19 protein-coding genes (1 of these 19 only partly in view) are annotated in these 25095 nt (G+C 68.5%); 14 read left to right on the top strand and 5 right to left on the bottom strand.

Going from position 1 to position 25095, the window contains the following annotated elements:
• Complete coding sequence (locus tag ACFYTQ_RS20230; protein ID WP_387362847.1) at positions 1-411, bottom strand: hypothetical protein; 411 nt, start codon at positions 409-411, stop codon at positions 1-3.
• Positions 412-713: 302 nt separating this feature from the next.
• Between ACFYTQ_RS20230 and rpsH the strand changes: the two genes are divergently transcribed.
• The 9 genes from rpsH (at position 714) to map (ending at position 6152) form a co-directional block, all read left to right on the top strand.
• The gene (rpsH, locus tag ACFYTQ_RS20225; protein ID WP_387362845.1) at positions 714-1112 is read left to right on the top strand and encodes a 30S ribosomal protein S8; all 399 of its coding nucleotides are present in this window, start codon (positions 714-716) and stop codon (positions 1110-1112) included.
• 14 nt (positions 1113-1126) lie between these two features.
• Entirely contained in the window at positions 1127-1666 is a 540-nt protein-coding gene (gene rplF, locus ACFYTQ_RS20220) for a 50S ribosomal protein L6 (protein WP_387362843.1), read from the top strand.
• A 3-nt stretch (positions 1667-1669) separates the two neighbouring features.
• Complete coding sequence (gene rplR / locus ACFYTQ_RS20215; RefSeq protein ID WP_387362841.1) at positions 1670-2077, top strand: 50S ribosomal protein L18; 408 nt, start codon at positions 1670-1672, stop codon at positions 2075-2077.
• Positions 2078-2108: 31 nt separating this feature from the next.
• The gene (gene rpsE, locus ACFYTQ_RS20210) at positions 2109-2744 is read left to right on the top strand and encodes a 30S ribosomal protein S5 (RefSeq protein WP_387362839.1); all 636 of its coding nucleotides are present in this window, start codon (positions 2109-2111) and stop codon (positions 2742-2744) included.
• A 1-nt stretch (position 2745) separates the two neighbouring features.
• Positions 2746-2931: a 50S ribosomal protein L30 gene (rpmD, locus tag ACFYTQ_RS20205; RefSeq protein WP_387362837.1), complete on the top strand. Its 186-nt coding sequence runs from the start codon at positions 2746-2748 to the stop codon at positions 2929-2931.
• A complete protein-coding gene (gene rplO / locus ACFYTQ_RS20200; RefSeq protein ID WP_387362835.1) occupies positions 2928-3371 on the top strand; it encodes a 50S ribosomal protein L15 in 444 nt (147 codons plus the stop codon). The genes rpmD and rplO overlap by 4 nt, the downstream gene beginning before the upstream one ends.
• 111 nt (positions 3372-3482) lie before the next feature.
• Positions 3483-4805, top strand: coding sequence for a preprotein translocase subunit SecY (secY, locus tag ACFYTQ_RS20195; protein ID WP_387362833.1), 1323 nt, complete (start codon positions 3483-3485; stop codon positions 4803-4805).
• A complete protein-coding gene (locus ACFYTQ_RS20190; protein ID WP_387362831.1) occupies positions 4802-5347 on the top strand; it encodes an adenylate kinase in 546 nt (181 codons plus the stop codon). Before secY ends, ACFYTQ_RS20190 begins: the two co-directional genes overlap by 4 nt.
• Before the next feature lie 4 nt (positions 5348-5351).
• Positions 5352-6152 (top strand): type I methionyl aminopeptidase, encoded by an 801-nt coding sequence (gene map / locus ACFYTQ_RS20185; RefSeq protein ID WP_387362829.1) that lies wholly within the window; start codon positions 5352-5354, stop codon positions 6150-6152.
• 90 nt (positions 6153-6242) lie between these two features.
• Here the strand turns inward: map and ACFYTQ_RS20180 are convergent, their stop codons facing one another.
• A complete protein-coding gene (locus ACFYTQ_RS20180) occupies positions 6243-6455 on the bottom strand; it encodes a hypothetical protein (RefSeq protein ID WP_387362828.1) in 213 nt (70 codons plus the stop codon).
• Positions 6456-6613: 158 nt separating this feature from the next.
• Positions 6614-7057 carry a D-aminoacyl-tRNA deacylase gene (gene dtd / locus ACFYTQ_RS20175; protein ID WP_387362827.1) on the bottom strand — a complete coding sequence of 148 codons (444 nt, stop codon included), beginning with the start codon at positions 7055-7057 and terminating at the stop codon, positions 6614-6616.
• Between the two features lie 232 nt (positions 7058-7289).
• Here dtd and ACFYTQ_RS20170 point away from each other — a divergent pair, with 232 nt between their 5' ends.
• Positions 7290-7784, top strand: coding sequence for a YbaB/EbfC family nucleoid-associated protein (locus tag ACFYTQ_RS20170; protein ID WP_387362826.1), 495 nt, complete (start codon positions 7290-7292; stop codon positions 7782-7784).
• A gap of 330 nt (positions 7785-8114) precedes the next feature.
• Here ACFYTQ_RS20170 and ACFYTQ_RS20165 read toward each other — a convergent pair whose 3' ends face one another.
• Entirely contained in the window at positions 8115-10364 is a 2250-nt protein-coding gene (locus ACFYTQ_RS20165; protein ID WP_387362824.1) for a tetratricopeptide repeat protein, read from the bottom strand.
• Between the two features lie 149 nt (positions 10365-10513).
• A complete protein-coding gene (locus tag ACFYTQ_RS20160; protein WP_387362822.1) occupies positions 10514-12067 on the bottom strand; it encodes an amino acid permease in 1554 nt (517 codons plus the stop codon).
• Positions 12068-12227: 160 nt separating this feature from the next.
• On the opposite strand from ACFYTQ_RS20160, the gene ACFYTQ_RS20155 reads away from it, so the two are divergent.
• The 4 genes from ACFYTQ_RS20155 to ACFYTQ_RS20140 form a co-directional block, all read left to right on the top strand.
• Positions 12228-13025 (top strand): MerR family transcriptional regulator, encoded by a 798-nt coding sequence (locus tag ACFYTQ_RS20155; RefSeq protein ID WP_387362820.1) that lies wholly within the window; start codon positions 12228-12230, stop codon positions 13023-13025.
• Between the two features lie 232 nt (positions 13026-13257).
• The gene (locus tag ACFYTQ_RS20150) at positions 13258-13605 is read left to right on the top strand and encodes a hypothetical protein (protein ID WP_387362819.1); all 348 of its coding nucleotides are present in this window, start codon (positions 13258-13260) and stop codon (positions 13603-13605) included.
• Between the two features lie 6 nt (positions 13606-13611).
• Complete coding sequence (locus ACFYTQ_RS20145) at positions 13612-14073, top strand: YbaB/EbfC family nucleoid-associated protein (RefSeq protein ID WP_387362817.1); 462 nt, start codon at positions 13612-13614, stop codon at positions 14071-14073.
• A gap of 17 nt (positions 14074-14090) precedes the next feature.
• Positions 14091-25095, top strand: partial view of a hypothetical protein gene (locus ACFYTQ_RS20140; protein WP_387362815.1) — the start only. The gene runs 21056 nt beyond the window's last position; only the first 11005 of its 32061 coding nucleotides appear in the window; its start codon is at positions 14091-14093; its stop codon lies off the right edge, out of view.

Genomic DNA, 25095 nt, shown 5'->3' with positions numbered 1-25095 from the left:
CTACGCGCAGTGGATCAAAAACTTCACCGTAGCCGGTTCATCCACCTTGATATCCGCCGTCTCACTCGCCACCGCGTCCGGCTGGCACCCCGACGGCACCGTCGTCACCGTCGCCCGGTAACACCCGGCCGAAACCTGTTGCGACGCATTGCCATCCTTGCCCGTGGTGATCGTCGCGAGCTCGGAATCGTTCTCGCACGACGTCACCCGCACCGCCACCCCCGGCACCGGGAACCGCTCGGTGCCCGTCCCCGCCTGCACCGTCAGCTGGCCGCCGGGGCCGGACGGCTCCGACTTCTGTGCCGCGTCGGCGTGGCTGGGGGTCGCGGTGACCGTCGGTTTGTCGTCGGCGCAGCCGGTTATCGTCACCACCGCGGCGAACACCGAGAACGCGAAGATCGCGGAACGCACAAGCTCTCCTCTCGAGGGCGGATATATCGAGCTGTCGTGCTGCGTGACACCTTAGGCGCACCAGACCCCGACTGTGTCCCAACCCACCCCACCCGAATTTTGCCCAGCTCACGCCCCCCTTTACACTGAACCGGTTGCCTGGGGAGCTCTGTGTCCGCACACGACCCCCGCCAACACGCACTCAACCGACCGGCCAAAGCCGGCCGGACCAGCCGAATTGCTGTAGGCCCACGATCGGCGTGCCCGTAGGGACATGCCGGTGCTGCATGGGAACCGCGGCGAGAAAGGTGAGTGGTCTACCCATGACCATGACTGATCCGATTGCAGACTTCTTGACCCGTCTGCGCAACGCCAACTCGGCGTACCACGATCAGGTGAAGGCGCCGCACTCCAAGCTGAAGGCGAACATCGCCGACATCTTGAAGCGTGAGGGCTACATCGCCGACTACCGCGTCGAGGACGCGCCCGTCGGCAAGACCCTGATCGTCGACCTGAAGTACGGACAGAGCCGCGAGCGCTCGCTCGCCGGTGTGCGCCGGGTGTCCAAGCCCGGTCTTCGGGTGTACGCGAAGTCCACCAACCTGCCCAAGGTGCTGGGCGGCCTCGGCGTGGCCATCATCTCCACGTCGCAGGGCCTGCTCACCGACCGTCAGGCCAAGCAGCAGGGTGTAGGCGGGGAAGTCCTCGCCTACGTCTGGTAAGGGAGGTAGGAGCAATGTCGCGTATCGGCAAGAAGCCGATCCCGGTTCCCACCGGCGTCGAGGTGACCATCGACGGCCAGAGCGTGACGGTGAAGGGTTCCAAGGGCACCCTGTCGCACGTCGTGGCCGAGCCGATCACCGTCGCCAAGGGTGAGGACGGCCAGATCGAGGTCGTTCGCCCCAACGACGAGCGCCAGAACCGGTCGCTGCACGGGCTGACCCGGACCCTGATCGCCAACATGATCCAGGGCGTGACCCAGGGTTACGAGAAGAAGATGGAAATCTTCGGCGTCGGTTACCGCGTGCAGGCCAAGGGCTCGAACCTCGAGTTCGCCCTGGGCTACAGCCATCCGGTTCCGGTCGAGGCCCCCGAGGGCATCACCTTCAAGGTCGAGACCCCCACCAAGTTCTCGGTGTCGGGCATCGACAAGCAGAAGGTCGGCCAGATCGCCGCGGTCATCCACGGCCTGCGCAAGCCCGACCCGTACAAGGGCAAGGGCATCCGGTACGAAGGCGAAGTCGTTCGCCGCAAGGTCGGAAAGACGGGTAAGTAAGCCATGGCACAAACCGAAACCCAGAAGGCCGCGCGCAAGCCGCTCGGCAAGGATGTGTCGACTCGGCGTCGTGTTGCCAAGACCCGCCGGCACTTCCGTCTGCGCAAGAAGGTCCTCGGCACCGCCGAGCGTCCGCGTCTGGTCGTGTTCCGCTCCTCGCGGCACCTGCACGTCCAGCTCGTCGACGACTCGATCGGCCAGACCGTCGCCGCCGCCTCCACGATCGAGCCCGATGTCCGGGCCGTCGAGGGCGACAAGAGCGCCAAGGGCGCGAAGGTCGGCGAGCTGATCGCCGCCCGCGCCAAGGCCGCCGGTGTGGAGACCGTGGTGTTCGACCGCGGTGGCCACGACTACCACGGCCGGATCGCCGCGCTCGCGGACGCCGCTCGGGAAGGCGGGTTGAAGTTCTGATGACCAAGCTCACCAACGGAAGGAATGTCTGATGCCGGGACGTCAGCGGCGTGACGGCGGCAACGGACCCGCCGGACAGAACGGAAGCAACGAGGGCGGTCGCGGCGAGCGTCGCGGTCGCCGCGACGATCGTCGCGAGCAGACCCAGGCCGAGAAGAACCAGCTCGAGCGGGTCGTCGCCATCAACCGCGTCTCCAAGGTCGTCAAGGGTGGTCGGCGCTTCAGCTTCACCGCCCTGGTGATCGTGGGCGACGGCAACGGTCTGGTCGGCGTCGGCTACGGCAAGGCCAAGGAAGTTCCCGCGGCCATTCAGAAGGGTGTCGAGGAGGCGCGCAAGAACTTCTTCCGCGTGCCGATGATCGGCTCGACCGTCACCCACCCGGTGCAGGGTGAGGCGGCGGCCGGTGTGGTCATGCTGCGTCCGGCCTCGCCCGGTACCGGTGTGATCGCCGGTGGCGCGGCCCGTGCCGTGCTGGAGTGCGCCGGTATCCACGACATCCTGGCCAAGTCGCTGGGCAGCGACAACGCCATCAACGTCGTGCACGCGACCGTGGCGGCCCTCAAGCAGCTGCAGCGTCCCGAGGAGGTGGCGGCCCGTCGCGGTCTGCCGATCGAGGACGTCGCTCCTGCGGGCATGCTGCGTGCGCGCGCGGGAGTGGGAGTCTGACATGGCACAGCTGAAGGTGACCCAGATCAAGTCCACGATCGGCGCCAAGAAGAATCAGCGCGAGTCGCTGCGCACCCTCGGCCTGCGCGGAATCCGCCAGACCGTTGTGCGCGAGGACAATTCGCAGAACCGCGGGCTGATCAACGTCGTGCGCCACCTCGTTACCGTTGAGGAGGTCAACGCATGACCATCAAACTGCATCATCTGCGTCCGGCCCCCGGCGCCAAGACCGAGAAGATCCGCGTCGGTCGCGGTGAGGGCTCCAAGGGCAAGACCGCGGGCCGCGGTACCAAGGGTACGAAGGCTCGCAAGAACGTGCCCGCCCGCTTCGAGGGCGGCCAGATGCCGATCCACATGCGGCTGCCGAAGCTGAAGGGCTTCACCAACCCCTTCCGCGTCGAGTACCAGGTCGTGAACGTGGGCGACATCGCCCGGCTGTTCCCCGAGGGCGGGACCATCGGCAAGGACGAACTCGTCGCGGCGGGCGCGGTCCGCAAGAACGAGTTGGTCAAGGTGCTCGGCAACGGGGAAATCGGTGTGGCCGTTCAGGTCAGCGCCGACAAGTTCTCCGGCTCCGCGAAGGAGAAGATCACCGCCGCCGGTGGCACCGCCACCGAGCTGGGCTGACAGTAAGGGTCAATAGACAGTGGGCGCCGGACGGGTGAGAGCCCGTCCGGCGCCGCTGTTAGAGTTCAATTGTTGTCTGCCATCGCCCCATGTCGTTAGCCAGGAGGATCTGTGCTTTCCGCCTTCGTATCGGCTTTCCGGACCCCGGACTTACGGCGGAAGATTCTCTTCACGCTGGGCCTGATCGTGCTGTACCGCATCGGTGCGACACTGCCGTCGCCCGGTGTGGATTACAAGGCGGTCCGGCACTGCGTCGACATCGTCTCCGGCGGTGACAACGCGGGCATCTACCAACTGATCAACCTGTTCTCCGGTGGCGCGCTGCTGCAGCTGTCGATTTTCGCGATCGGCATCATGCCCTACATCACCGCGAGCATCATCATCCAGCTGCTCACCGTGGTGATTCCGCGTTTCGAGGAACTGCGCAAGGAAGGCCAGTCCGGCCAGACCAAGATGACGCAGTACACGCGGTATCTCGCGATCGCGCTGGCGGTGCTGCAGGCGACCGGTCTGGTGGCGCTCGCCGCGCGCAAGCAGCTGATGCCGAGCTGCCCGCAGGACATCCTCGCGGACACAAGCGTTTTCGGCATGATCATCATCGTGCTGGTGATGACCGCCGGTGCCTCGCTGGTCATGTGGTTCGGCGAGCAGATCACCGAGCGCGGCGTCGGAAACGGCATGTCGCTGTTGATCTTCGCGGGTATCGCGGCGCGAATTCCCAGTGAGGGCAAGCAGATTCTCGACAGCAAGGGCGGGTTGATCTTCGGCCTGGTCTGCTTCGCGGCGCTGCTGGTCATCGTGGCGGTGATCTTCGTCGAACAGGGTCAGCGCCGGATCCCGGTGCAATACGCCAAACGTGTGGTGGGCCGCAAGATGTACGGCGGCTCGTCGACCTATCTGCCGTTGAAGGTCAACCAGGCGGGCGTGATTCCCGTGATCTTCGCGTCCTCGCTGCTGTATCTGCCGAACCTGGTCGCCCAGTTGACGCAGAACACCTCCGGCGGCAAGGGCAGCTGGTGGCAGGAGATCATCCAGAAATACTTGGTCAACCCTGGTAACCCGGTCTATGTGGCGATCTACTTCGCGTTGATCGTGTTCTTCACCTACTTCTATGTGGCGATCACGTTCAATCCGGAGGAACGCGCGGACGAGATGAAGAAGTTCGGCGGGTTCATCCCCGGGTACCGCCCGGGCAAGCCCACCGCGGACTATCTGCAATACGTCCTGAGCCGCATCACCCTGCCGGGTTCGCTCTACCTGGGTCTGGTGGCCGTGCTGCCGAATGTGTTCCTGCACATCGGCGCGGCCGGAGGGTCCAACTTCCTGCCCTTCGGCGGCACCTCGGTGCTGATCGTGGTGAGCGTGGGCCTCGATACGGTCAAACAGATCGAGAGCCAATTGATGAACAGAAATTACGAAGGGTTCCTCAAGTGAGACTCGTACTGCTCGGACCGCCGGGTGCCGGCAAGGGCACGCAGGCTGAACTGCTGTCGGACAAGCTGGGTGTTCCGCACATCTCCACCGGGAACCTCTTCCGCGCGAACATCTCTCAGCAGACCCCGCTGGGTCGTGAGGCGCAGAAGTACCTGGACGCGGGCAATCTGGTGCCCAGCGACGTGACCAACCGCATGGTGGAGTCGCGCATCGGGGAGCCGGACGCCGCCAACGGCTTCGTCCTCGACGGCTACCCGCGCACGGTCGACCAGGCCGAGGCGCTGGAGAAGATGCTCAAGGAGTCCGGCGGCGAGCTCGCCGGCGTGGTCAGCATCGTCGTGCCCGAGGACGTCGTGGTGCAGCGCATGCTGGGCCGCGGCCGCGACGACGACAACGAGGGCGTCATCCGCAACCGGCTGCGCGTCTACCGCGAGGAGACCGAGCCGCTGCTCGATCACTACGACGGTTCGGTCGTCTCCGTCGACGGCGTGGGCTCGGTCGAGGAAGTGAACGAGCGCATCCTGCGGGCCCTGGGTCGCTGACGGAATGGTCTTCGGCCGCAAGAACAAGAAGGTGGTGCCGTTCCGCACCGCCGGGGAACTCGACGCCATGGCCGCGGCCGGCGCGATCGTCGGCCAGGCCCTGGTCGCGGTGCGCACCGCGGCCAAGCCGGGCGTCTCGACGCTCGAGTTGGACGAGATCGCCGAACAGGTCATCCGCGACGCCGGTGCGGTTCCGTCGTTCAAGGGCTACCACGGATTCCCCGGGTCGATCTGCTCGTCGGTGAACGACCGTGTGGTGCACGGGATTCCGTCCGCCGACGAGGTGCTCGCCGACGGCGATCTGGTATCGATCGACTGCGGCGCGATCCTCGACGGCTGGCACGGCGATTCGGCGTGGACGTTCGGCATCGGGACCCTCATCGAGGCGGACCGCCTGCTCAGCGAGGCCACGCGACTGTCGATGGAGGCCGGTATCGAGGCGATGCTGCCCGGTAACCGGCTCACCGACGTCTCCCACGCCATCGAGCTGGGGACCCGCGCCGCCGAACGCGACCACGGCCGTGCCTACGGCATCGTCGACGGCTACGGCGGCCACGGCATCGGCCGCCAGATGCACATGGACCCCTTCCTCGCCAACGAGGGCGACCCGGGCCGCGGCCCGAAGCTGGTCGTCGGCTCGGTCCTGGCGATCGAACCCATGCTGACGCTCGGCACCACCCAAACCCGCATCCTGGCCGACGACTGGACGGTCGTCACGGAAGACGGCAGCCGAGCCGCCCACTGGGAACACACGGTAGCGGTAACCGAACAAGGCCCCCGAATCCTCACCCCCCGCCCCGAATAGCACTCCCACCCAGCCGCACCCTCTATTCGGATCCGCACCCCCTTCAGTGCCCTGGAAGGTGTGCGTGTGTGAACAAGGGGTGCGGCTGGGTCAGGCCGTGCGGGTGCGTCCGTTGCGGCCGGTCATGGTGGTGAGGGGGACGGTGCCGGTCCAGCCGCAGGGGCGGTCGCACGAGGCGTGGACCATGGTGGTGTCCTGGGCGGACATGGATGCCCGTGCGGGATAACCGCATTCGGGGCACTTGCCGAAATAGTCCAATATTTCATGGATTTCGGGAGCCGCAGGGCCGCGGCGCTTGGTCATGATGGTCTCCTTTTCCTCCCCGTCCCGGCGTGCTGCGAGGCGGGCGGACCGAACGGTAGCCGGGTGTGGAGTACGGTACGGCGGCTTTGCCGCTCGCGCTGGAGATTTCACAATGAATTGATCTGTTCGCCGAGACCGTTCGCGCAGAGCTGAACTCCTCACGCCTCGAGCAGGAGGGTCACCGGCCCGTCATTGACCAGTTCGATGCGCATATGCGCGCCGAATCTTCCCGTCGCGACGGTGGCGCCGAGTTCGCGCAGGGTCTGCGCGAAGCGATCCACCAGCGGCTCGGCGACCGGACCCGGCGCGGCCGCCGACCAGGAGGGCCGCCGGCCCTTGGCGGTGTCGGCGTAGAGGGTGAACTGACTGACCACCAGGATCGGCGCCCCCAGATCGGCCGCGGACCGCTCCCCGTCGAGAACGCGCAACCGGAATGTCTTGTCCGCCAAGGCTTTCGCGGTCGCCTCGGTATCGGAATGGGTGACGCCCACCAACGCGAGCAGGCCGTGCGGCGCGCCGCTCTGGCTCGGATCGATACTGCCGACGATCTCGTCGCCGACGCGCACCCGCGCCGACGTCACTCGCTGCACCAGTACCCGCACGGTGGTCCATCCTTTCAGCTCGGGTGTAGATCATCCACTGTTCATGTTCGATGAACCGATTGTTCGCTTCTGTTCTCGACCAGCGGCGCAAGCTGAAAAACCTTGTCGCCGACTATGTCCGGTGGTTTGCGCGCAACTGTCACGGCAGCGGGCATTCACATTCCCTTAACAATAGATTCGAACTCGGCTGCCATGGTCGTCGGACAGGCAAGGGAACGGAAGTGACCGTCGCATGACCAATGAACGAGCGAGCAGGGCCGATCTGGCCGGAATCATCGATGACGTACAGGAACAGCTGCGCACCATCGCGCGCCTGCAAATGGAACGCGCCGAACTCGTCGCCAGCGCGACGGTCCGCAAGCGCGTGACCGTCACCGTGAACGCCGACAACACCATCATCGACACCACCTTCGGCCCCGACATCGAGGACCTCACCTACCCCGAAATAGCCAAGGCCATCACCGAAGCCGCCCAACAGGCGTCCGCCGAAGTGGCCCGCAAAACCCGAGACCTCTTCGCCCCCTTGCAAGACCAACGCGCCCGCCTACCCAAACTGACCGAACTGGTAGAGGGCATGCCCGACCTCTCCCTCCCGGAACCCCCGCGCGCGTCGATCGACCCACCCCGCCGCCGCCCCACCTCCGACGGCAGTATGCGCTTCACGGACGTCGAGGCGTTCGACCACGACCGCGACCGTAATCATCGGGCGACCGATTCGGGTTGGTGAGGTCGGGAGGTTCGGTGTAGGGGGCGTTGGTCCTGTTTGTGAGTTGTGCTGGTGGTGCATTGGTCGCGGGCCAGGGGTCGGGCGATCGCGGGCGACGCGTGCTGGCTTTCGTGATGTGCTGCGAGTAGCAGTCCCCGAGTGCTGCATTAGTGAGCGACCGGTGCGGGTTGGGTACGACGCGCCCGTACGGAACCTCGACGGACGGTCCCGATCCCCGTGCGACTTGTGGGCTCGGGTGTCAATGACGTGGTGCGTCGGTTCGTTTGAACTCGTGCTGATTCGGTTGGGCGCGAACGCTTTACGGCCAGCGCGCCTCGATCCCCAGGGCGGCTACCACCAGGAGCGGGGGCGTAGGGAATTGGCCAAATCCACCAGGGCATAGCGTTGGAGGCGGTGGGGGCTGGTGCGGGCGATGGCGCGAAGGACGGATTCCAGGCCCTCGCGTAGCCCCGGTTCGGTGTAGGGGGCGGTGAGGATGGTGGCCGTGGGGGAGGTCGGGTGGCCTCCGGCGCGGAGCCAGCTCAGGGCCGCGCCGAGGACTATGGCCTCCAGTTGGAGGAGGCGGGGTTCGTCGGGGAGGGTTTGCAGGCGGGCGGCGGCCTGGTCGAGGTCGGCCTGGGTGGTGTCGGCGGGGGAGCGGGAGACCAGGAGGAGGCAGGCGGTCAGGACGGCCATGTTGTGGTGGCGCGAGGTCGGGGGGACCTGTTCGAGCGTCGCGACCGCGGTGGCGGTGTCGCCGTCGGCGGCGAGCCGTCGGGCGAGGCCGAAGGCGGCGCTGGTGATGCCGCGGTTGGTGCGCCAGACCGCGCGGTAGTACTGGGTGGCCGATTCGCACCACAGCTCGAGGTCCTCGGGTTCGTCGAGGGTTTGGATCAGCAACTCGGAGGTGGCGGCGAGCGCCAGCTGCGGGGCGATCTCGCCGGGAACCCGGCCGTGCACGAGATCGAAACGGTTGTAGGCCTTTTCGTAGTTGCCACTGGCGAGCTCGGCGATCGCGACATACCAGTCGACGCGCCAATCGGTGCGATAGCCGTCGGCGAGCGCGGCCAACCTCGCGCGGGCGGCGTCGGTTTCGCGCAGGTCGAGATGGGCGCGGGCGGCGGTGAGGGCGCTCTCGAGCGCGAAGGTGGCGGGTTCGTCGATCGTGCCCGCCCGCATACTCTCACCGCTCTGCCGCAGGGTGTCCAGGGCCAGGCGCGGATCGCCGTGCAACAGCGGCGACAGCAACTCCGCGCTCGGATCCTCGGGATCGATGAGCGGAACCGGTAGCGCCGCAACCACACTCGGCGCGTCCAGCACCAGCTCGCGATGGCGGCCGTCGACCAGGCCATCGGTCCGGCGCACCAGCGTGTCGATCCCGAACTCACCGCGCGGCGCGCCGAACACCGAGGACACCTGTGGATATTCGCGCCCGGACTCCTCGGCCAGCACCGCCCGCAATACCCCGGACAACTGGCGATACATCGCGTAAGCGGACGGAAACCGGTGTGTCGGATCGGAATCCGTGGCGCGCACCAGCAGCCGCCGGAACGTCGGATGCTTGGTCAGGACCGGATCGTCGTCCGGGATGCCGGGCAGCTTGTGCCCGTGCGCGTCGGTGGGCAGATCCAAGGTCAGCGCCGCCAGGGTGCGGCCCACGGTGTAGATGTCGGACGCGATGGTCGGCCCGGTCCGGGTGAACTCCGGGGCCTGGTAGCCGGGTGTGCCGTACAAATTGCCGCCGGACTCGCGCGCCGCGACCGCACCGAGATCGATGAGCTTGACCTCGTCTTCCCCGATCATGATGTTGTCGGGCTTGAGGTCGTTGTAGGCCAGCCCGAACGAGTGCAGATAATCCAGCGCGGGCAGCACCTCCATCACATAGGTGATCGCCTCGGATACCGAAAGCCGTTCCGGCGCACGGCGATCCAGCATCGTCTTGAGCGAGCTCCCGCTCAGGTACTCCATGACGATGTACCCGGCCTGGACACCGTCGGGGGTGCGGTGCTTGACGAAGTTGAAGATCTTGACGATGCCGGGATGCGTCATCTCCGAAAGGAATTGGCGTTCGGCGAGCGCGACGACATGGGCCTCGAAATCCATCGGATTCTGCAGGCCCTTCAACACCACCCAGCGGTCGCTGACATTGCGATCGCGGGCCAGGTAGATCCAGCCCATCCCGCCGTAGGCCAGACACCCCTGCACCTCGTACTGTCCCGCCACCAGTTCGCCGTGATCGAGCAGGGGCCGAAAGTTGAACGGCGAGCCGCAGTTTCCGCAGCGGCCCGAGGTGGGGCCGGGCTCGCCGTCGGCCGAGCGGCCGACCGGCTTGCCGCACTTCCAGCAGAACCGCTTCGCCTCGGGAACCAGCGGATCGGCGAGCATCGCGGCGGCGGGGTCGACGGGCGCGATCCGCGGCAACGTGACCAGGCCCGCGCCCAATCGGCGCACGCTGGGCCGGGAACGAACGCTGGCGCCCGATCCCGGATCGCCGTCGGCCGCGGTCGGTTCGCTGACCTCCACCACCCACGATCGAGTGTCGGAGGCCGCGCGGCGCCCCGCCCAGGTCGGCGAGTTGCCGTTCGGCTCGGGCTCCCGCATCCGCCGCGTCGCCCAGGTCTGTGGGCGTGGCTGCTCGGACGCACTGGAGTGTTCCGACATAGCCCCTCTCAGACCCACGAATCCGTTGCCCTTCCGAAACGCTCCGCGACACGGGTGGGTGTCCGTGTCGCGGAGCGATCGGCCGCGTTTCATCGCGATTGTGCCCCATCGTCGGTGGCGCCGTCGGTGGGATCGGTGTGGTGCAGTTCGCGATGTTCCATCGGCCGCTCGGCCAGCACCGGGAACTGACCGGTGTAGCCCTCGCGCTCGGCCGCGATCCGCAGCACCCGCCGCCGCGCCAGGAACCAGCCGCCGACCAGGGCCGGCAGCATGATCACCAGCATGGCGATGACGGCGCCGCGCTGAACATCGCTGTTGCTGAACAACATCAGCACCACCACAGCCACGAGGAACACCAGCGTCGCGATGCCCGTGTACGGCGCGCCGATCAGGCGGAACGACGGCCGCTCCAGCCGGCCCTCGCGCGCCCACTGCCACAACTTGAGCTGGCAGAGCACGATCGCCGCCCACGCCGTGATGGTGCCCAGGGCCGACATGTTCAGCACGATCTCGAACGCCTTCTCCGGGACCACGGCGTTGAGCCCGACGCCGACCAGGGCGATGGTGCCGGTGGCGAGAATGCCGACGTAAGGCACACCGCGACTGGACATCCGCGACGCGATGGCCGGGGCGCTGCCGTTCATCGACATGGAGCGCAGGATGCGGCCTGTGGAGTACAGACCGGCGTTGAGGCTCGAGAACGCGGCGGTCAGCACCACCAGGTTCATGATCGTGCCCGCGCCCTCGACGCCCAGCTTGGAGAAGAACGTCACGAACGGGCTCTCGCCGGACTTGAAGGCGGTGTAGGGCAGCAGCAGCGCGAGCAGCACCAGCGAACCGACGTAGAACAACGCGATGCGGGCGATGACGGAGTTGATCGCGCGCGGCATGATCTTGGCCGGGTTCTCCGCCTCACCGGCGGCGGTGCCGATCAATTCGACTGCGGCATAGGCGAAGATGACGCCCGTGGTGCACAGCACCAGCGGAATCATGCCGTTGGGCAACAGCCCGCCGTGCTGGGAGATAACACTGAAGCCGGTGCTCTGCCCCTGGATCGTGAAGCGGCCCGCGAGGAAGATCGTGCCGACGACCAGGAAGCTGACCAGCGCGACGACCTTGATCAGGGCGGCCCAGAACTCCATCTCGCCGAACCACCGCACCGACACCATGTTGATGGAGACCACCAGCACCAGCGCGATGAGCGCGATCGCCCATTGCGGAATGACCTGCAGCGAACCCCAGTAGTGCACATAGGTGGCGATCGCGGTGATGTCGACGATGCCGGTCATACACCAGTGGAAGAAGTACATCCAGCCGACGCCGAAAGCCAGCTTCTCGCCGTAGAACTCGCGAGCGTAGGACACGAACGAACCCGAGGACGGGCGGTGCAGAACCAGCTCGCCGAGGGCACGCAGGATGAAGAACACGAAGATGCCGCAGACCGCGTACGCCAGGAACAGGCCGGCTCCGGCGTCTTTGAGACGACCGCCCGCGCCCAGGAACAACCCGGTGCCGATCGCGCCGCCGATCGCGATCATCTGCAACTGACGCGGCCGCAGGGCCTTGTGGTAGCCGGCGTCCTCCGCATGCAAGCCGGGGGCCGCGGAGTGCTCCTCCGCCGCGGGCGGTCGAACTGTGGTCATGACGATGGCCTTTCATGTGATGGCGATCATATCGGTGAATAACGTACCGCTACTTAACGGCACGTTCAATACCTGTGCACGGTTGTCATCTCATGTTTCGACCGTCGTCACGCGCTCGCGGACCGGAGCCGGGCATGTTGCGGTGTGGTTTCCTTGAGGTATGTCAGCGGGTGCGGAGTTCACGATCGACGAGCTGGCACGCGAGGCCGGAACCACCGTGCGCAGCGTGCGGGTCTACCACGAGCGCGGCGTGCTGCCGCCGCCACAGGTCAAGGGGCGCACCGGGTTCTACGGGCCCGAGCACCTCAACCGGGTCCGGACCATCAGTCGGCTGCTCGATCGCGGCATCAAGCTGAACGGCATCCGGGAGTTGCTGGAAGCCTGGGATCGTGGCGACGATCTCGGCGACATCCTGGGCGTCGGCGAGCACGAAGGCGCCGCGGCGCCCGCCGACGAGCCGCGCACCGATTTCGTGTTCACGGCCGAGAAGGGTCGCGGTGTCGGTGAGATCACCGTCGCCGCAACGGAACTCGCGCAGCGCTATCGCGACGTGCCGAACGGGCTGGCCCGCGTGATCACCGCGGGCATGTACGAACCGGTCGACGCGTCCACCTACCGCGTGGTGGATCGCCAGATCGTAGGGGTGGCCGATCAATTGGCCGCCGCGGGTTTGCCGCAGGCTCAGGTGCTGGACGAGCTGGAGCGGCTGGCGGCCGACTGCGACCGCATCGCGCGACGGTTCGTGGACCTGTTCGAGCGCACGGCGTGGCAGTCGTTCCAGCAGTCCGAGCGCACCACCGCCGATGTGGCCGAACTGACCTCGCGGCTCACCGAGGCCCGGGTCGCGCCCGGCCGGGTGGCCGCCGAACTGGTCGACCGGTATGTGGCGCGCTATCTCGAACGCGACACCGCCGAGCTCGCCGAGTTGCTGCCCGAGGCCGAACACCCCACGCACTGACCGTTCCATCGTGCCGTTGTCCGGCGGCACGTTCTGTGCTTCACTGGAGTAGGAACCCACGAAGGCTTGCTCGCCTCGTACCTGGGGCGAATACTTAACATTTCCTTTGGCTTTCACAACTGGTAACCAATTCTGCTCCGTCCGTTGGGATGACAGAATCGGCCCAGTCGGGTTCGCCCGGTTGTCGACTCGGGGTGCGCGCTTCCCGGGCCGGAGTGCAGGAGAGGGGTGCGTGATGGGGACCCAGAAATGGGAGATCGACCCGGAGTCCTTCAAGAAGGCTGCCGGAAAGACACAGCACGTGGCCGATCGGATCAGCGAGGTCTGGCAGAAGCTCGACACCGGGCTCACCGCATTGGGCACGCCGTGGGGAACCGACCGAACCGGAAGGCAATTCGCCGAGGGCGACGGCGGCAACGGTTACGTGACGACCAAGGCGAACGTCGGCAAGGGCATCGTCGGCGGCGAGGGCATGACCAAGAGCATCGAGAACCTCGCCGACGGCCAGAGCAAGACCGGCGACAAGGTGCGCAGCGAACTCGAGGCCCAGAACCGCCAGAGCTTCGAGACGCGGAAGTAGGCGGCGATGACCGGAGCGCTCGGTCCGGGTAGTCGTCCGGACCTCAGGGAGGACATCGAGTCGACCCTGCAGAACATCTCGCGGTTGCAGCGCGAGCGCCTCCGGCTCGTGGGGCGAGCATCGGTGCGGCGCAACAGGGTTACCGCGACCGTCAACGCCGACGGCGTCCTGGTCGATCTGAAATTCGGCCGCGACGTGGAGGATCTGGACTACGCGGACCTCGCTCGCGCGGTCGTCGAGGCCGCGCAGGAGGCGACGGCCGACGTCGGGCGCAAGGCCCGAGAGTTGATGGCCCCGCTGGAGGAACAGCGCGCCCGACTGCCGAAACTGTCCGACCTCGTGCCCGGGATGCCGGATCTGCGCGACCGGATGCCCGGCCAGGAACGTGCCCCCGTCACCAAGCCGGTGCAGGAGATCTTCGGCGACCGGACCGACGGCAAACCGGGTGTCACCGATTCCGGTTGGTAATCGGGGACTGACGGCCCATGGACTTGATGGACGGCCTCGGCTGGGTAGCCGGGGCGGAGTGGCCCAACGGCGACCCGGACCAGATGCGCGAGCTCGCGCGGTTGTGGCGCGAGGCGGCGGCCGAATTCCGCGAGATCGAGAAGGATATCGAGGCCGCCAAGAAGGCGGCGCTGGACGCCTATCCGGCCGGTGAGGCGCGCGACGAGATCGCCGCCGCCTTCGACTCCCTGCGCGACGCACCGGGACTCGCGCTCGACGATCCGAAGAACGGATCCGTCGCGCGGCTGGCGCACGACTTCGACAGCATCGCCGAGGGCGCGGACAGCACCGCCGACGAGATCGAATCCGGGCAGTGGATGGTCGAGTCGTCGCTGGGTCTGCTGGCCATCGAAATCGCCGCGGCGTGGGCGTTTCCGCCGACCGCGCCCGCGGAGGAGGCCGCCGCGATCGCGGCCACCCGCTTCGCGATCCGGCTGTTCATGATGCAGGTCCGCGAGCGAATCCTGGGCTGGGTGCGCAACCGGATCGCCAAGATCATCCTGAATTTCGTTCTGCGCCATGTCTTCATCAACACCCTCATCGGCGCCGGGCAGGACGCGACCATCCAGGCCATCCAGATCCTGCAGGGGCATCGCAAGGGCGGCTTCGACTGGAATCGGTTCCTGGTCACGACGGTCTCGTCCGCCGTCGGCGGCGCGGCGGGCGGCAAGTTCGGCGAGTTGGTCGGGGAGAAGCTCGCCGACGTCGCCATGCGTCCGCTGCTGAAGGACATCATCACCGCCAAGGCGGGCGGCCTGGTCGGCGGCGGCGTCGGATGGGCCGCCGGGCTGGGCACGCAATTCGGCCTCGACGTCGCCGAACACGGCATGGACTACGCGGTCGAGAACCTGAAACGCGGTGTGACCGAATTCGATCCGCGCATGCTGACCGGCGGTGTGCTCAGCGGCTCGATCACCGGCATGTTCAAGGGGTCCATCACCCGGCACTACGAAACCTCACCGAACTGGGGGCGCGGAGCGGGTGTCGGCGCAGACCCCGCCGCCGCGCGAGTGGGGACGACGAGTTTCGCGGAGCCACGGGTCGACGCGGAGAGCGCTCCGGGCGGCACCGACGGTGGCGTGCGAGGGGGCGGTGTGCCATCCCGAACCGATTCCGGCACAACGCTTTCCCCGGATGGCGAGCGTACCGGTTCGTCTCCTCGGGCAAGCATCGCGGACTCGCACGACGGCACCGCGGTGCGTCCGGCCGGAACCGATACCTCGTCCCGTCCGGTCGCGGGGGACGGCTCCACGCCCAAGGTCCAGACCGAGGGCGGCCTCACTCGGACCGAAAGCCCTTCGGGCACAACGGAAACCATGCGGCCGCAGGCCGGTGTCCCGCATGAGCAAACAACATCGACCGACACCCGTCCCGCAGGGGCAGCCGCCGCCACCGACGGCAGCGCTTCTTCGGCCAGCACACCCACTCGCTCGGATTCCGCTGCGGCACAGTCGCATACCACCGCTCCGGCACGCGCCGACTCGCCCGCGGCACAGTCCAATTCCGCCGCTCCCGCACGTTCGGACTCCGGCGCGTCGCAGATGCGCTCGGACGCCGCATCCCCGGCCCGCTCGGACGCCGTCGCCTCGTCCACGCGTTCGGATTCCAGCGCGTCAACGAGTGACACCTCCCGCTCCGCCGGGAGCGAATCCCGCTCCTCCGACGCGCGCCCGGGCGCGGAGCGCTCCACCACCCCCACCCGCGCGGGCGTCGCGGATCCGAATACCTCTCGCGCACTCCAGGATTCGGCCTCCCGGCTACGCGCCGACTCCACCGGTTCGGAATCCCCCCGCGCCGCGACCCGCGCAACGACCGACCCGGGCGAACGCCTCCAGGCCCGCGCTGCCGACACGGCTACGACGTCTCGCCAAGACGGTGCGGGAGTACCCGAAAAGCCCGCCGCACGCACGGATCCCACCCCTACAGCGGAGAAACCCCGCGCGACAGCACCCGACCGCGCCGCCCCACCCAGCGACCGCGCCGGACTCCCGAACGAGAAACCCACCCCCGACCGCGCCAAGCCCGCCCCGGACGGCCCCAAAGCCCGCACCGACGTCACCACGCCCCGAGCGGACGAGGACACACGCTCGGCCCCCGACCGAAGTCGCGCGGGCACCAGGGAGGAGCCGCGCGCCTTCGAGGCCCGCTCGAAAGACGCCGACCAGGGCCGCGCGAGCGATAGAACCCGAGAAGCCGAGGATCGGCCGATCCGCGACGAAGACGATGCGAATCCATCACGCCCTCGTCGCGACGACGACGTGGACGCGTCGCACCCGACTCGCGATGGGGACGATGCGGACCGGGCGCGCCCCGCTCGCGATGCCGACGACGCGAATGCGGCGCGTTCGTCGCGTGATGGTGACGATGCGGACGGCACACGCCTCGCTCGTGATGGCGATGATTCAGACCGTGTACGCCCAGCTCGAGATAAGGACGATGCGGACGGCGGACGCCTCGCTCGTGATGGCGACGATCCGGACCGTGTACGCCCAGCTCGTGATGGTGACGATGCGGACGGCACACGCCCCGCCCGTCATGGTGACGATGCTGACGGAACACGCCCGGCTCGCGACAAGGACGACGCGGATGCGACCCGCCCGGCACGCGATGAGGACGAGGCCGCGCACCGTGATCGAGCCAATCCCGATGAGCCGCAGGGCCGGAGCGAGCATGGGGCGGAGGGGAGCCCTCGGCATGTGGGAGACGCGGACACGCTGGGGGATCGGGGCGTCGGTCATGAGCCGTATCAGCGTGGGGAGCGGGACGGTGACGCGGACGGCCGTCCCATACGCGACGGTGAAACGTCGGAACGGGCGGGGAACGAGCGAGCGGATCTCAGGCCCGATCGAGATCGCGTCGAAGACTCTGCCGCGCAACATGATCGAAGCGAGGATGGGCACGAACCCCTCCGTCCCTACGAGGAGGGCCACCGCCGCGCGGACGCGGACGCGCCGGACCGCGACGCCGAGCGTCCGCGAGCCCACGAGGACGACGACCCGACACCGAACCGCCATGCGGGAGAAGACGACCCGGCCCTGGTAGGCGTCGCCCCCCTCCACGCGCACGACGAGGCACAGCCGCACAGCCGCCCGTCCCGAAACGAGGCGGGCGACGGTTCCACACGGCCAAATCCCACCCGTCGCGCTGACGGCGAGGATTCCTCCACACGGCCGAATCCCACCCGTCGCGCCGACGGCGAGGATTCCTCGACCCGCAAGGCCGACGACAGCGCCCAATGCGGCGTGCTATCGATCGAGGAACTGCGGAACCGCTTCCCGGATCGCGACTTCCGGCTCCCCGATCGCGAGGTCGGCGCCGAGGGTATGAGCACCGGCGAACTGGTCGCCGCGACCGGCGGTCGGCTGCGCGACTTCGGCGGGGGACACGCCGAGATCGCGGATGTGCTGCGGTCGATGAAGGACGGCGCCTCCGCTCTCGTGGTGGACACCTATCGCGGCCCGCGGGATCGGTACGGTGTGGGTGCGCACGCCTACCTCCTGGTGCGCGAGGGCGACCGGATCGTGGTCCACGACCTGGCCCACGGCGCGGAACACGGCTTCCCCCCGCGCGTGCCGCACGAACTCGGCCGGACCCAGGCGATCGTGCTCGACCACCGGGGCCGCCCGGTCGACCGCATCGGCAACCGAGCGCGCGAATACCTGATGCGGCAGGGCGCCGAATCCGCGACCAAGGCTCACGAACTCGGCGACCAGCTCACCCGCCGGGCCGATCAGGTCCGCGCCATCCTGCGCGAGACGGAATTCGGCCGCGAGGTACTGCACGCCCTGGGCCCCGACGGCGACCCCACCCGGCTCCGTGAGATCCGGGAACTGCTGTCGGAGAGCGAATCCGGCCGCATGATCCTCGAAATCCTCGGCGACCGAGGCGGTTTCGGTGTCACCCCGCATCCGGGTGGTCGATGCGCGGCCCTCGCCTTGGCCGAACTCCTGCGTATGCACGGCGACGACACCGACATTCGCATGCCCAACCGCGTCGTCGACGAGCGTGGCGTCAGCGAGGACGAACTCATCGCGGCCGCGGGCGGTGCGCTGCGGTCGTTTCCAGACCACCAATCGATGGCCGATGAACTGCTCGCCCGCGGTGACGGTTCCGCGGCCCTCGTCGTCGACACCTACCGCGGCCACGCCGATGAGCACGGCGTCGGCTCCCACGCCTATCTGCTGGTCAACGAGGGCGGCGAGATCGTCGTCCGCGATCCGTCCACCGGCGAACAGCACGGCTTCCCGCCCCGCGTACCGCACGAACTGGAGGGCCGCCCGCACGCCGTCGTCTTCGACCACGAGGGCCACGCCGTCGAACCCCTCGCCGAACCCGAGCGTGCCCTGCTGGCGCAGGACCGTTTCGATCCCGAGGCCGCGGGCCGGATCGGGAACGCCTTGGATGCCCCGTCGGATCAGGTCCGAGAGATCCTGCGGCAGACCGAGATCGGACGCCGCACGCTCGAGGCGCTGGATCGGCTGCCCGTGCGCGACCATTTCGACAGCGAGGGCGGCGACGGCGTCCGGGCCGGATACTTCGACAGCCACAACCGCGAGATGGTCGTGCTCTCCCGGGGCAACAACCACCTGCAACAGGCCCTGACCCTGGCCCACGAACTCGTGCACGCGGAGCACTTCGTCGACGGCCGCACCGCGCACGGCCGCGCCCACACGATGACGCGCGAGGAGTACCTGCGCGAAACGCTCATCGAGGAGACCGAATGTTTCGTGCGGGAGGGCCAACTCGCCAAACAGCTGCGCGCGCTCGGTTACGAGATCGGACCGCAGTCGGGCGAACTGGCCTACGACAACGCCTATCGCGATACCGCCGACCGGCTGCGCGGCCAGTCGCCCGGCTTGACCGAAGCGCAGATCCACGAACAGGCGCACGACGCCGGTTTCCGCGCCGCGCAGGCCGAGATCGCCACCTTCAAGGGCAATGACGGCCGGAGCTACACCGATCGCTACGAGGCCGATTGGCATGCGCTGCAAGGCCATACGTCGACCGTGCACTACCAGACGATGTCGCCCGAGGTGTCCCAGCGGTTGCGCACCGAGGCGCTGGCGCACTTCCACGTCGACTCGCGGTTCCTCGAGGCCTTCGCCCGGCTGGGCGGGTTGTGCGCGGACAACGGCATCCAGATCGGCGCGACACACGAGATTCACGACCAGGTGCGGCAGCGTCTGGCCGACCTCGACACCCGGCTCGCCGACCCCGCCACCGCGCCCGAGCAGGTGCCGGAACTACGGCGCGAACAACACCGGCTGCGCGAACTGTCGGATCTGGCCGACCACACGAACAATCTGGAGGCCCGCGCCCGCACCATGTCCGACCGGATGCACGAGCTGGCCGCATCCGATCAGGTCGACACGATCGCCCGCCTGCAGGGCGGCACCCGCGTCTCCGATCACGCGGTACTGGTCCCGGGCCCACCGGAGCGGCTGGTGGTGATCGCCCGGCGCGGCGGACACGAGGAGGCCATGGCGCATCCGCGCGTGGCCGAGGAGATCGCCCGAATCGGCACGGACCGAGTGGAATACCTCCAGACGACGATCGACGATTCGGGCCGGGTCGAGATCATGCGCGTCACGACGCCGTCCGACCCGATCGAACATCCCCTGCCGGTGGTCCCGATGGACGCGGCGGGTAAGGCGACGACCGAGCGCCTCGCCGGAATCCGCGCGGATCTCGCCGCGACTCCCGTTGGCAAGTGGGCCGTCGACATGTTGCGCGATGTCGAGATCACCCACACCGCCGACCCGGCGGAACAGGGCTACCAGCCCTACCGCAATCGATTGGTGCTGGACGCGGGCCTGTCCGACGCCGAACACATGGCGGCGCTGGTCCATCACGCCATTCACGCCGCGGCCACCGCCGGGCACGAGACACCGCTCGGCGCGCACGACCGGGTCACGCCGCAGGAACGGTCGGCGTTGCGGCGCTCGGACTACGTCAACCGGATGCTCGACGAGGAGACCCGGGCGCACGCCATGGAAATCGTTGCGGCGCTGCAACTTCGGGCCGCCGGTCATCCGGTGCCCGAGCCGGTCGGCACGCACGCCTACACCGAGGCGTTCTATCGCGCTCGCGCCGAGACGGTCGAGCGGCTCGGCGAACCGATTCCCGAGCGCTTGCGGCCGGTGCTGGACCGGCTCGCCAACGAGGCGGGGCTGGCGGCCCTACGGCCCGAGGTGGAAGCCCATGCGCCGCACGGCGAAACCTATCGCGACCGCTACGGCCGGGCCTGGGACGAGGCCCACGGCGTGCGCGGCATGGAGGACACCTTCCGGCCCGCGATCGACTCCGGGGTGCGCACGGTCGAACCGCTGGGCGAGAACACGCCCGTCCAAGGTGTGCGCCGGGCCGAACTGGTCACCTTTCACAACGGTGAGCAGTTCATCCGCAAGACGATGCTCAACTCGCGCTACGCCGACTCCGAGGTGCTGTCCGCCCATCTGGGTCGCGCGTTCGGCCTCGACATGCCGCACGCGTACGCCGATGGCAACACCGTGTATCTGCAACTCGTTTCGGCCAAACTCGCCGGGGAACTGGCACGCTCCGGATTCGGCGGCGTCGGAACCGGCCTGCACGACGCCCTGATCGGCCTGCGCGGCGACGAACGCCTGGTGACCGAACCCGACGGCAAACTGACCTGGAGCAACCACCACCTCGCCTTCGAAACCAACGCGCTGACCCCGGCCATGGTGAGCCGCTTCGCGGAACGCTTCCTGCGCGCGCGAGGCAACTCGGTGGAATTCATCGACCACGACCTCACCCGCTCCCAGGTCGAGTGGGTGCGCACCCGCGTCGAATCCCTCCGCCCCGAATTCGCCGCCCGCGGCCGCGACCGCTGGCACGACCTCATCCTCGACCGCCTCTCCCGGATCGAGACCCACGCCCGCCCCGACACCCCACCCGCACCCAGACACCGAACGAATGCGGCCCCCGACGGCTCCACGCCCCGCCCGCACGACGATTCGCGCCTGGCCGGTTCGGAGCCCCGCCCGCACGACAATTCGCGCTCGGCGGGTTCGGAGCCCCGTGCGCCCGGCGATCGGCCCTCGGCGAGCAGGGCGCAGGATTCCGGGAGTTCGGATCCCCGCCCTCACGACAATCCACCCCCGGCAGGTTCGAAGCCCCCCGCGCAGGGCGAGTTCCACGACCGCCGGATCGGGTCGGCCCCGGAGCGGCCCACGCGCCTGGCGCAGGCCGAGGTGACGCGGCCGCCGTGGGAGGACGGGCCCGGTCGGTCGACCGGCGAGCCGGTGCGGGAGAAGACGTTCGGTGGGTTCGCCGAACGGGATTCGCCGGTTTCTCTGCGGGCGTCGCGTGCCGATGACGGCGCGGGGGCGACGCCGCGCGCCGCGGAGACGCCGGTGCGAGACGGGTCGAATCCGGTGCCGCGCACGGAACACCCTGGGGGCGAGGCGGATTCGGTGCGCGGTGGTGAGCACATCGCCGCGCGCGAGGTGGATGCCCGGGTGCGTGAGGTCGTGGAGCAGGGGCGGTGTGGCGAGCTGTCGCTGCGCGAACTGCGACGCATGTTCGGGGACGACAGCGGAATCCGATTGCCGGAGCGCGTGGTCGGTGTCGAGGGGATGGCGCGGGAGGAGCTGGTGGCCGCCGCGGGTGGGCGGTTGCGGGAGTACGCCGATCACGGGGTTGTCGCGGAACGACTACGGGAGCTGGGGGACGGGGCCGCGGCGCTGGTCGTCGACACGTATCGCGGGCCGCGCGACGAACACGGCGTCGGCGGGCACGCCTATCTGCTCGTCAACGAGGACGGCCGGATCGTGGTGCGGGATCCGGGGAATCTCCGGCCACACGAGGATCTGTCGGTTCTCGGACGGGATGTGCGCGGCACCGAGGCGATCCTGTTCGACCGGGACGGCAATCCGATCGATCGGGTCGACGACGCCACGCGCGATCGGCTGGCGCGGGAGGCGGCCGAGCGGCTGGGACAGCCGGAGTGGGAGGGCGTCGGACGGTCGCTGGACGCGGCGCCGGACCAGGTCCGAGAGTTGTTGCGGCAGACCGAATCCGGGCGGCGCGCGCTGGCGGCGCTGGAACGGATGCCGGTCCGGGAGCGGTTCGTGTTGATGGCCCGGGACGGGCGCAGCGGTGAATTCGTCCAGGAAGAACTCCGCGCGAGCGTGTTCACCTCGGGCAACGGCCATGTGTGGCAGGCGAGAACGCTCGTTCACGAATTGGTGCACGCGGAGTACCACGTCGAAGGGCGCGCCAAGGAGCATCCGCTCGACTACCCGTCGCGCGAGGACTACGTCCGCGCTCGCGTCGACGAGGAGACCGAGTGCTTCATCCGGGAAATGGAATTCGGCCGGGAACTGCGTGACCTGGGGTATCGGGTGTGGGAGGCGCCCGTCGAAACCGTGCACGCGGCGGCGTATCGCAAAGCCGTCGAGCGAGCGAGCGCCGACCCGACGCTCACACCGGAGCAGATCGAGGCGCGGGCCCGGGAGTCCGCGCGTCGAGCGGTGCATCACGAGCTGCGGAAGATGGTGTGGCCCAACGGCAAGAACTACACCAAGTACTACCAGGAGGCGTGGGACCACGCGCACAGCTCGCAGCAGGCGGCGCATCCGACGCCGCCACCCGCTCGCTCCTCCCGCAGCTACGATCCGACGCCCGAGAGCGCGCGCCGGCTGCGCGAGGCGGAGATGTACCGCCTCGACGATATGAACCAGGCCAACGAGGTGATCCGGCGCATCGGGCGGCAGGCGACCGAACTCGGTGTCACGCCCGGCGACACCGATCGGATGCGAACCCAGATCGCGGTCCGGCTCGCCCGTCTCGACCTCGCGCTGGTCGACGCCGCGCCGAGCGATGTGCCCGGCATGCTGCGTGAACAGCACCGATTGCGGGAATTGTGGGATCTCGTCGACGAGCGCGACGGACTGCACAAGCGGATCCAATGGGATCGTACGGCCGCGAAACACGACATCGTGATTCGCGATGTGATCGGCCGTGCCCTCGCGGACAATCCCGGCGCGCAACGGATTTCGGACAACGCCGTGCTGGTGCCCGGCGAGCCGAGGCGATTGCTGCTGGTGGGCGCGCCCGGCGAGCACCACGCCGTGCTCGCGGATCCGCGCGTCGCGGCGGTACGCGACGGGGCCGATGTCGAATACCACGTGGTCAGGTTGCAGGACGACGGTGATATCCACGTCTGGCGGGCGCCCGGCCTCGCCGAGCCCGCGCACCCGCCGCAACTGCACCGGCTGGACCTCGTCGACACGGCGACCCGGGAACGGCTCGAGACCATCCGCGCGGAGTTGGGCCGCACCGATGTGGGCCGCTGGGCGCTGGACACGCTGCGGGACGTCGAGATCAGGCATACCGCAGACCCGGCCGAGGCCGGTTTCAGACCGGCGCTGAACCGCCTGGTGCTAGACGTCGGAGCCTCCGACGCCCAGCACATGGCCGATCTGGTGCACAACGCGATCCACGTCGAGCTCGAACGAGCCCGTCGCGACGGCGGCGAACTCCGCGAGATCGTCACCTTGCAGCGCGAGCCCTACATCGAACGCCGGATCGGCGAGGAGACCCGCGCGCACGCGATGGAAATCCTTGCCGCGCGCCAGCTTCGGGACGCGGGTCACGATGTCGCGGAGGTGCTGGGGGAGCGGGCCTACACCGAGGCGTACGAACGGGCGCGGCACGAGCGGCTGCGGGAACTCGGACTGACCGAACCCGTGCCCACGCGGATCGCGGCGGAGTTGGACCGGATCGCCAACGACGCGGGTCTGGCGGCGTTGCGGCCCGAGGTGGAAAACCATGCGCCGGAAGGGCGTTCGTATCGGGAGGAGTACGGCGCGGCCTGGGATCGGGCGAACGGGGTCCGTTCGGTGGCGGAGCGGCTCCAAGCGGCCATGCTGCTCGGCGAACGCTCGGTGCGGCTCCTGGGCAACGAGGTGCGGGTGCCCGGGGTGCGCAAGGCCGAACTGGTCACGTTCGGCAATGGTGAGCAGTACGTTCGCAAGACCATGCTCAACGCTCGGTACGCCGAGGCCGAGGCGCTGTCCTCGGCGTTGGCCCGCGCGGTCGGGTTCCCGGCTCCCCATGCGGTCGTCGACGGCAATGTCGTCTACCTGCAACACGAAACCCATGCTCTGCGAAGGGAACTGGGTCGTCCGGACTTCGATTCGGTGGGCGCGGCCCTGCACGACGCGCTCGTCGGCCTGCCGCGCGACACCGTCCGCATGGTCGTCGAACCCGACGGCACGACCAGCTGGCACAACCACCACCGAGCCTTCGAATCCCGCATCCTCACCCGCGAAACCGTCACCCCCTACGCCGAACGTTTCCTCCGCGTCCGCCCCGACGGCGGCGTCGACTTCATCCCCCACACCCTCACCCCCGACCAACTCGCCCGGTACCGCCCCGCCCTGGAACGCCTCCGCCCCGAATTCGCCGCCCACGGCCGCGAGTCCTGGCACGACCTGGTCATGGACCGCTTCACCCACCTCGAAGCCCACACCCGCCGCCCCCCGACCGACGAGCCCACATCCCGCAAAGACCTGGGCGACTCGGAAGACCCGCCAACCCGCCCGACCCCCCGCCGCCCCACCCAGCCACAGCCCGAACAGCGCCCGCCCCAGCGAGATTCGGCGAACCTGGAGGACCCACCCACGGCCCCGACCCGCCGCCGTTCCGCGCAGCCGGACTCCGAACAGCCCTCGGCCAGGCGAGATTCGGAGGAGCTGGAGGACACGCCCACGACGCCGACGCGCCGCCGTTCTGCGCAGCCGGAGTCCGAGCATCCCTCGGCCAGGCGGGATTCGGAGGGGCCGGAGGATCCGTCCACGACCCCGGTCCGTCGCCGCTCCACGCAGTCGGAGGTTGATCAGCCTTCGGTGCGGCGGGATTCGGACGAATTGGCGGACCCACCCACGCGGCCGACTCGGCGTACCGCGCAGCCGGGGACCGAGGAACCCTCGTCGCGTAGAGATTTGGGTGAGCCGG

Source organism: Nocardia sp. NPDC004068, assembly GCF_042874315.1.
Lineage (GTDB): Bacteria > Actinomycetota > Actinomycetes > Mycobacteriales > Mycobacteriaceae > Nocardia.
Note: the sequence above shows the minus strand (reverse complement) of the source record. Positions and strands in the feature narration are given on the sequence as shown.

Bases quoted from the DNA above. Each gene is read 5' to 3' on its own strand.
- rpsH (WP_387362845.1), top strand. From the start codon at position 714: ATGACCATGACTGATCCGATTGCAGACTTCTTGACCCGTCTGCGCAAC.
- rplF (WP_387362843.1), top strand. From the start codon at position 1,127: ATGTCGCGTATCGGCAAGAAGCCGATCCCGGTTCCCACCGGCGTCGAG.
- rplR (WP_387362841.1), top strand. From the start codon at position 1,670: ATGGCACAAACCGAAACCCAGAAGGCCGCGCGCAAGCCGCTCGGCAAG.
- rpsE (WP_387362839.1), top strand. From the start codon at position 2,109: ATGCCGGGACGTCAGCGGCGTGACGGCGGCAACGGACCCGCCGGACAG.
- rpmD (WP_387362837.1), top strand. From the start codon at position 2,746: ATGGCACAGCTGAAGGTGACCCAGATCAAGTCCACGATCGGCGCCAAG.
- rplO (WP_387362835.1), top strand. From the start codon at position 2,928: ATGACCATCAAACTGCATCATCTGCGTCCGGCCCCCGGCGCCAAGACC.
- map (WP_387362829.1), top strand. From the start codon at position 5,352: ATGGTCTTCGGCCGCAAGAACAAGAAGGTGGTGCCGTTCCGCACCGCC.
- ACFYTQ_RS20180 (WP_387362828.1), bottom strand. From the start codon at position 6,455: ATGACCAAGCGCCGCGGCCCTGCGGCTCCCGAAATCCATGAAATATTG.
- ACFYTQ_RS20170 (WP_387362826.1), top strand. From the start codon at position 7,290: ATGACCAATGAACGAGCGAGCAGGGCCGATCTGGCCGGAATCATCGAT.
- ACFYTQ_RS20165 (WP_387362824.1), bottom strand. From the start codon at position 10,364: ATGCGGGAGCCCGAGCCGAACGGCAACTCGCCGACCTGGGCGGGGCGC.
- ACFYTQ_RS20160 (WP_387362822.1), bottom strand. From the start codon at position 12,067: ATGACCACAGTTCGACCGCCCGCGGCGGAGGAGCACTCCGCGGCCCCC.
- ACFYTQ_RS20155 (WP_387362820.1), top strand. From the start codon at position 12,228: ATGTCAGCGGGTGCGGAGTTCACGATCGACGAGCTGGCACGCGAGGCC.
- ACFYTQ_RS20145 (WP_387362817.1), top strand. From the start codon at position 13,612: ATGACCGGAGCGCTCGGTCCGGGTAGTCGTCCGGACCTCAGGGAGGAC.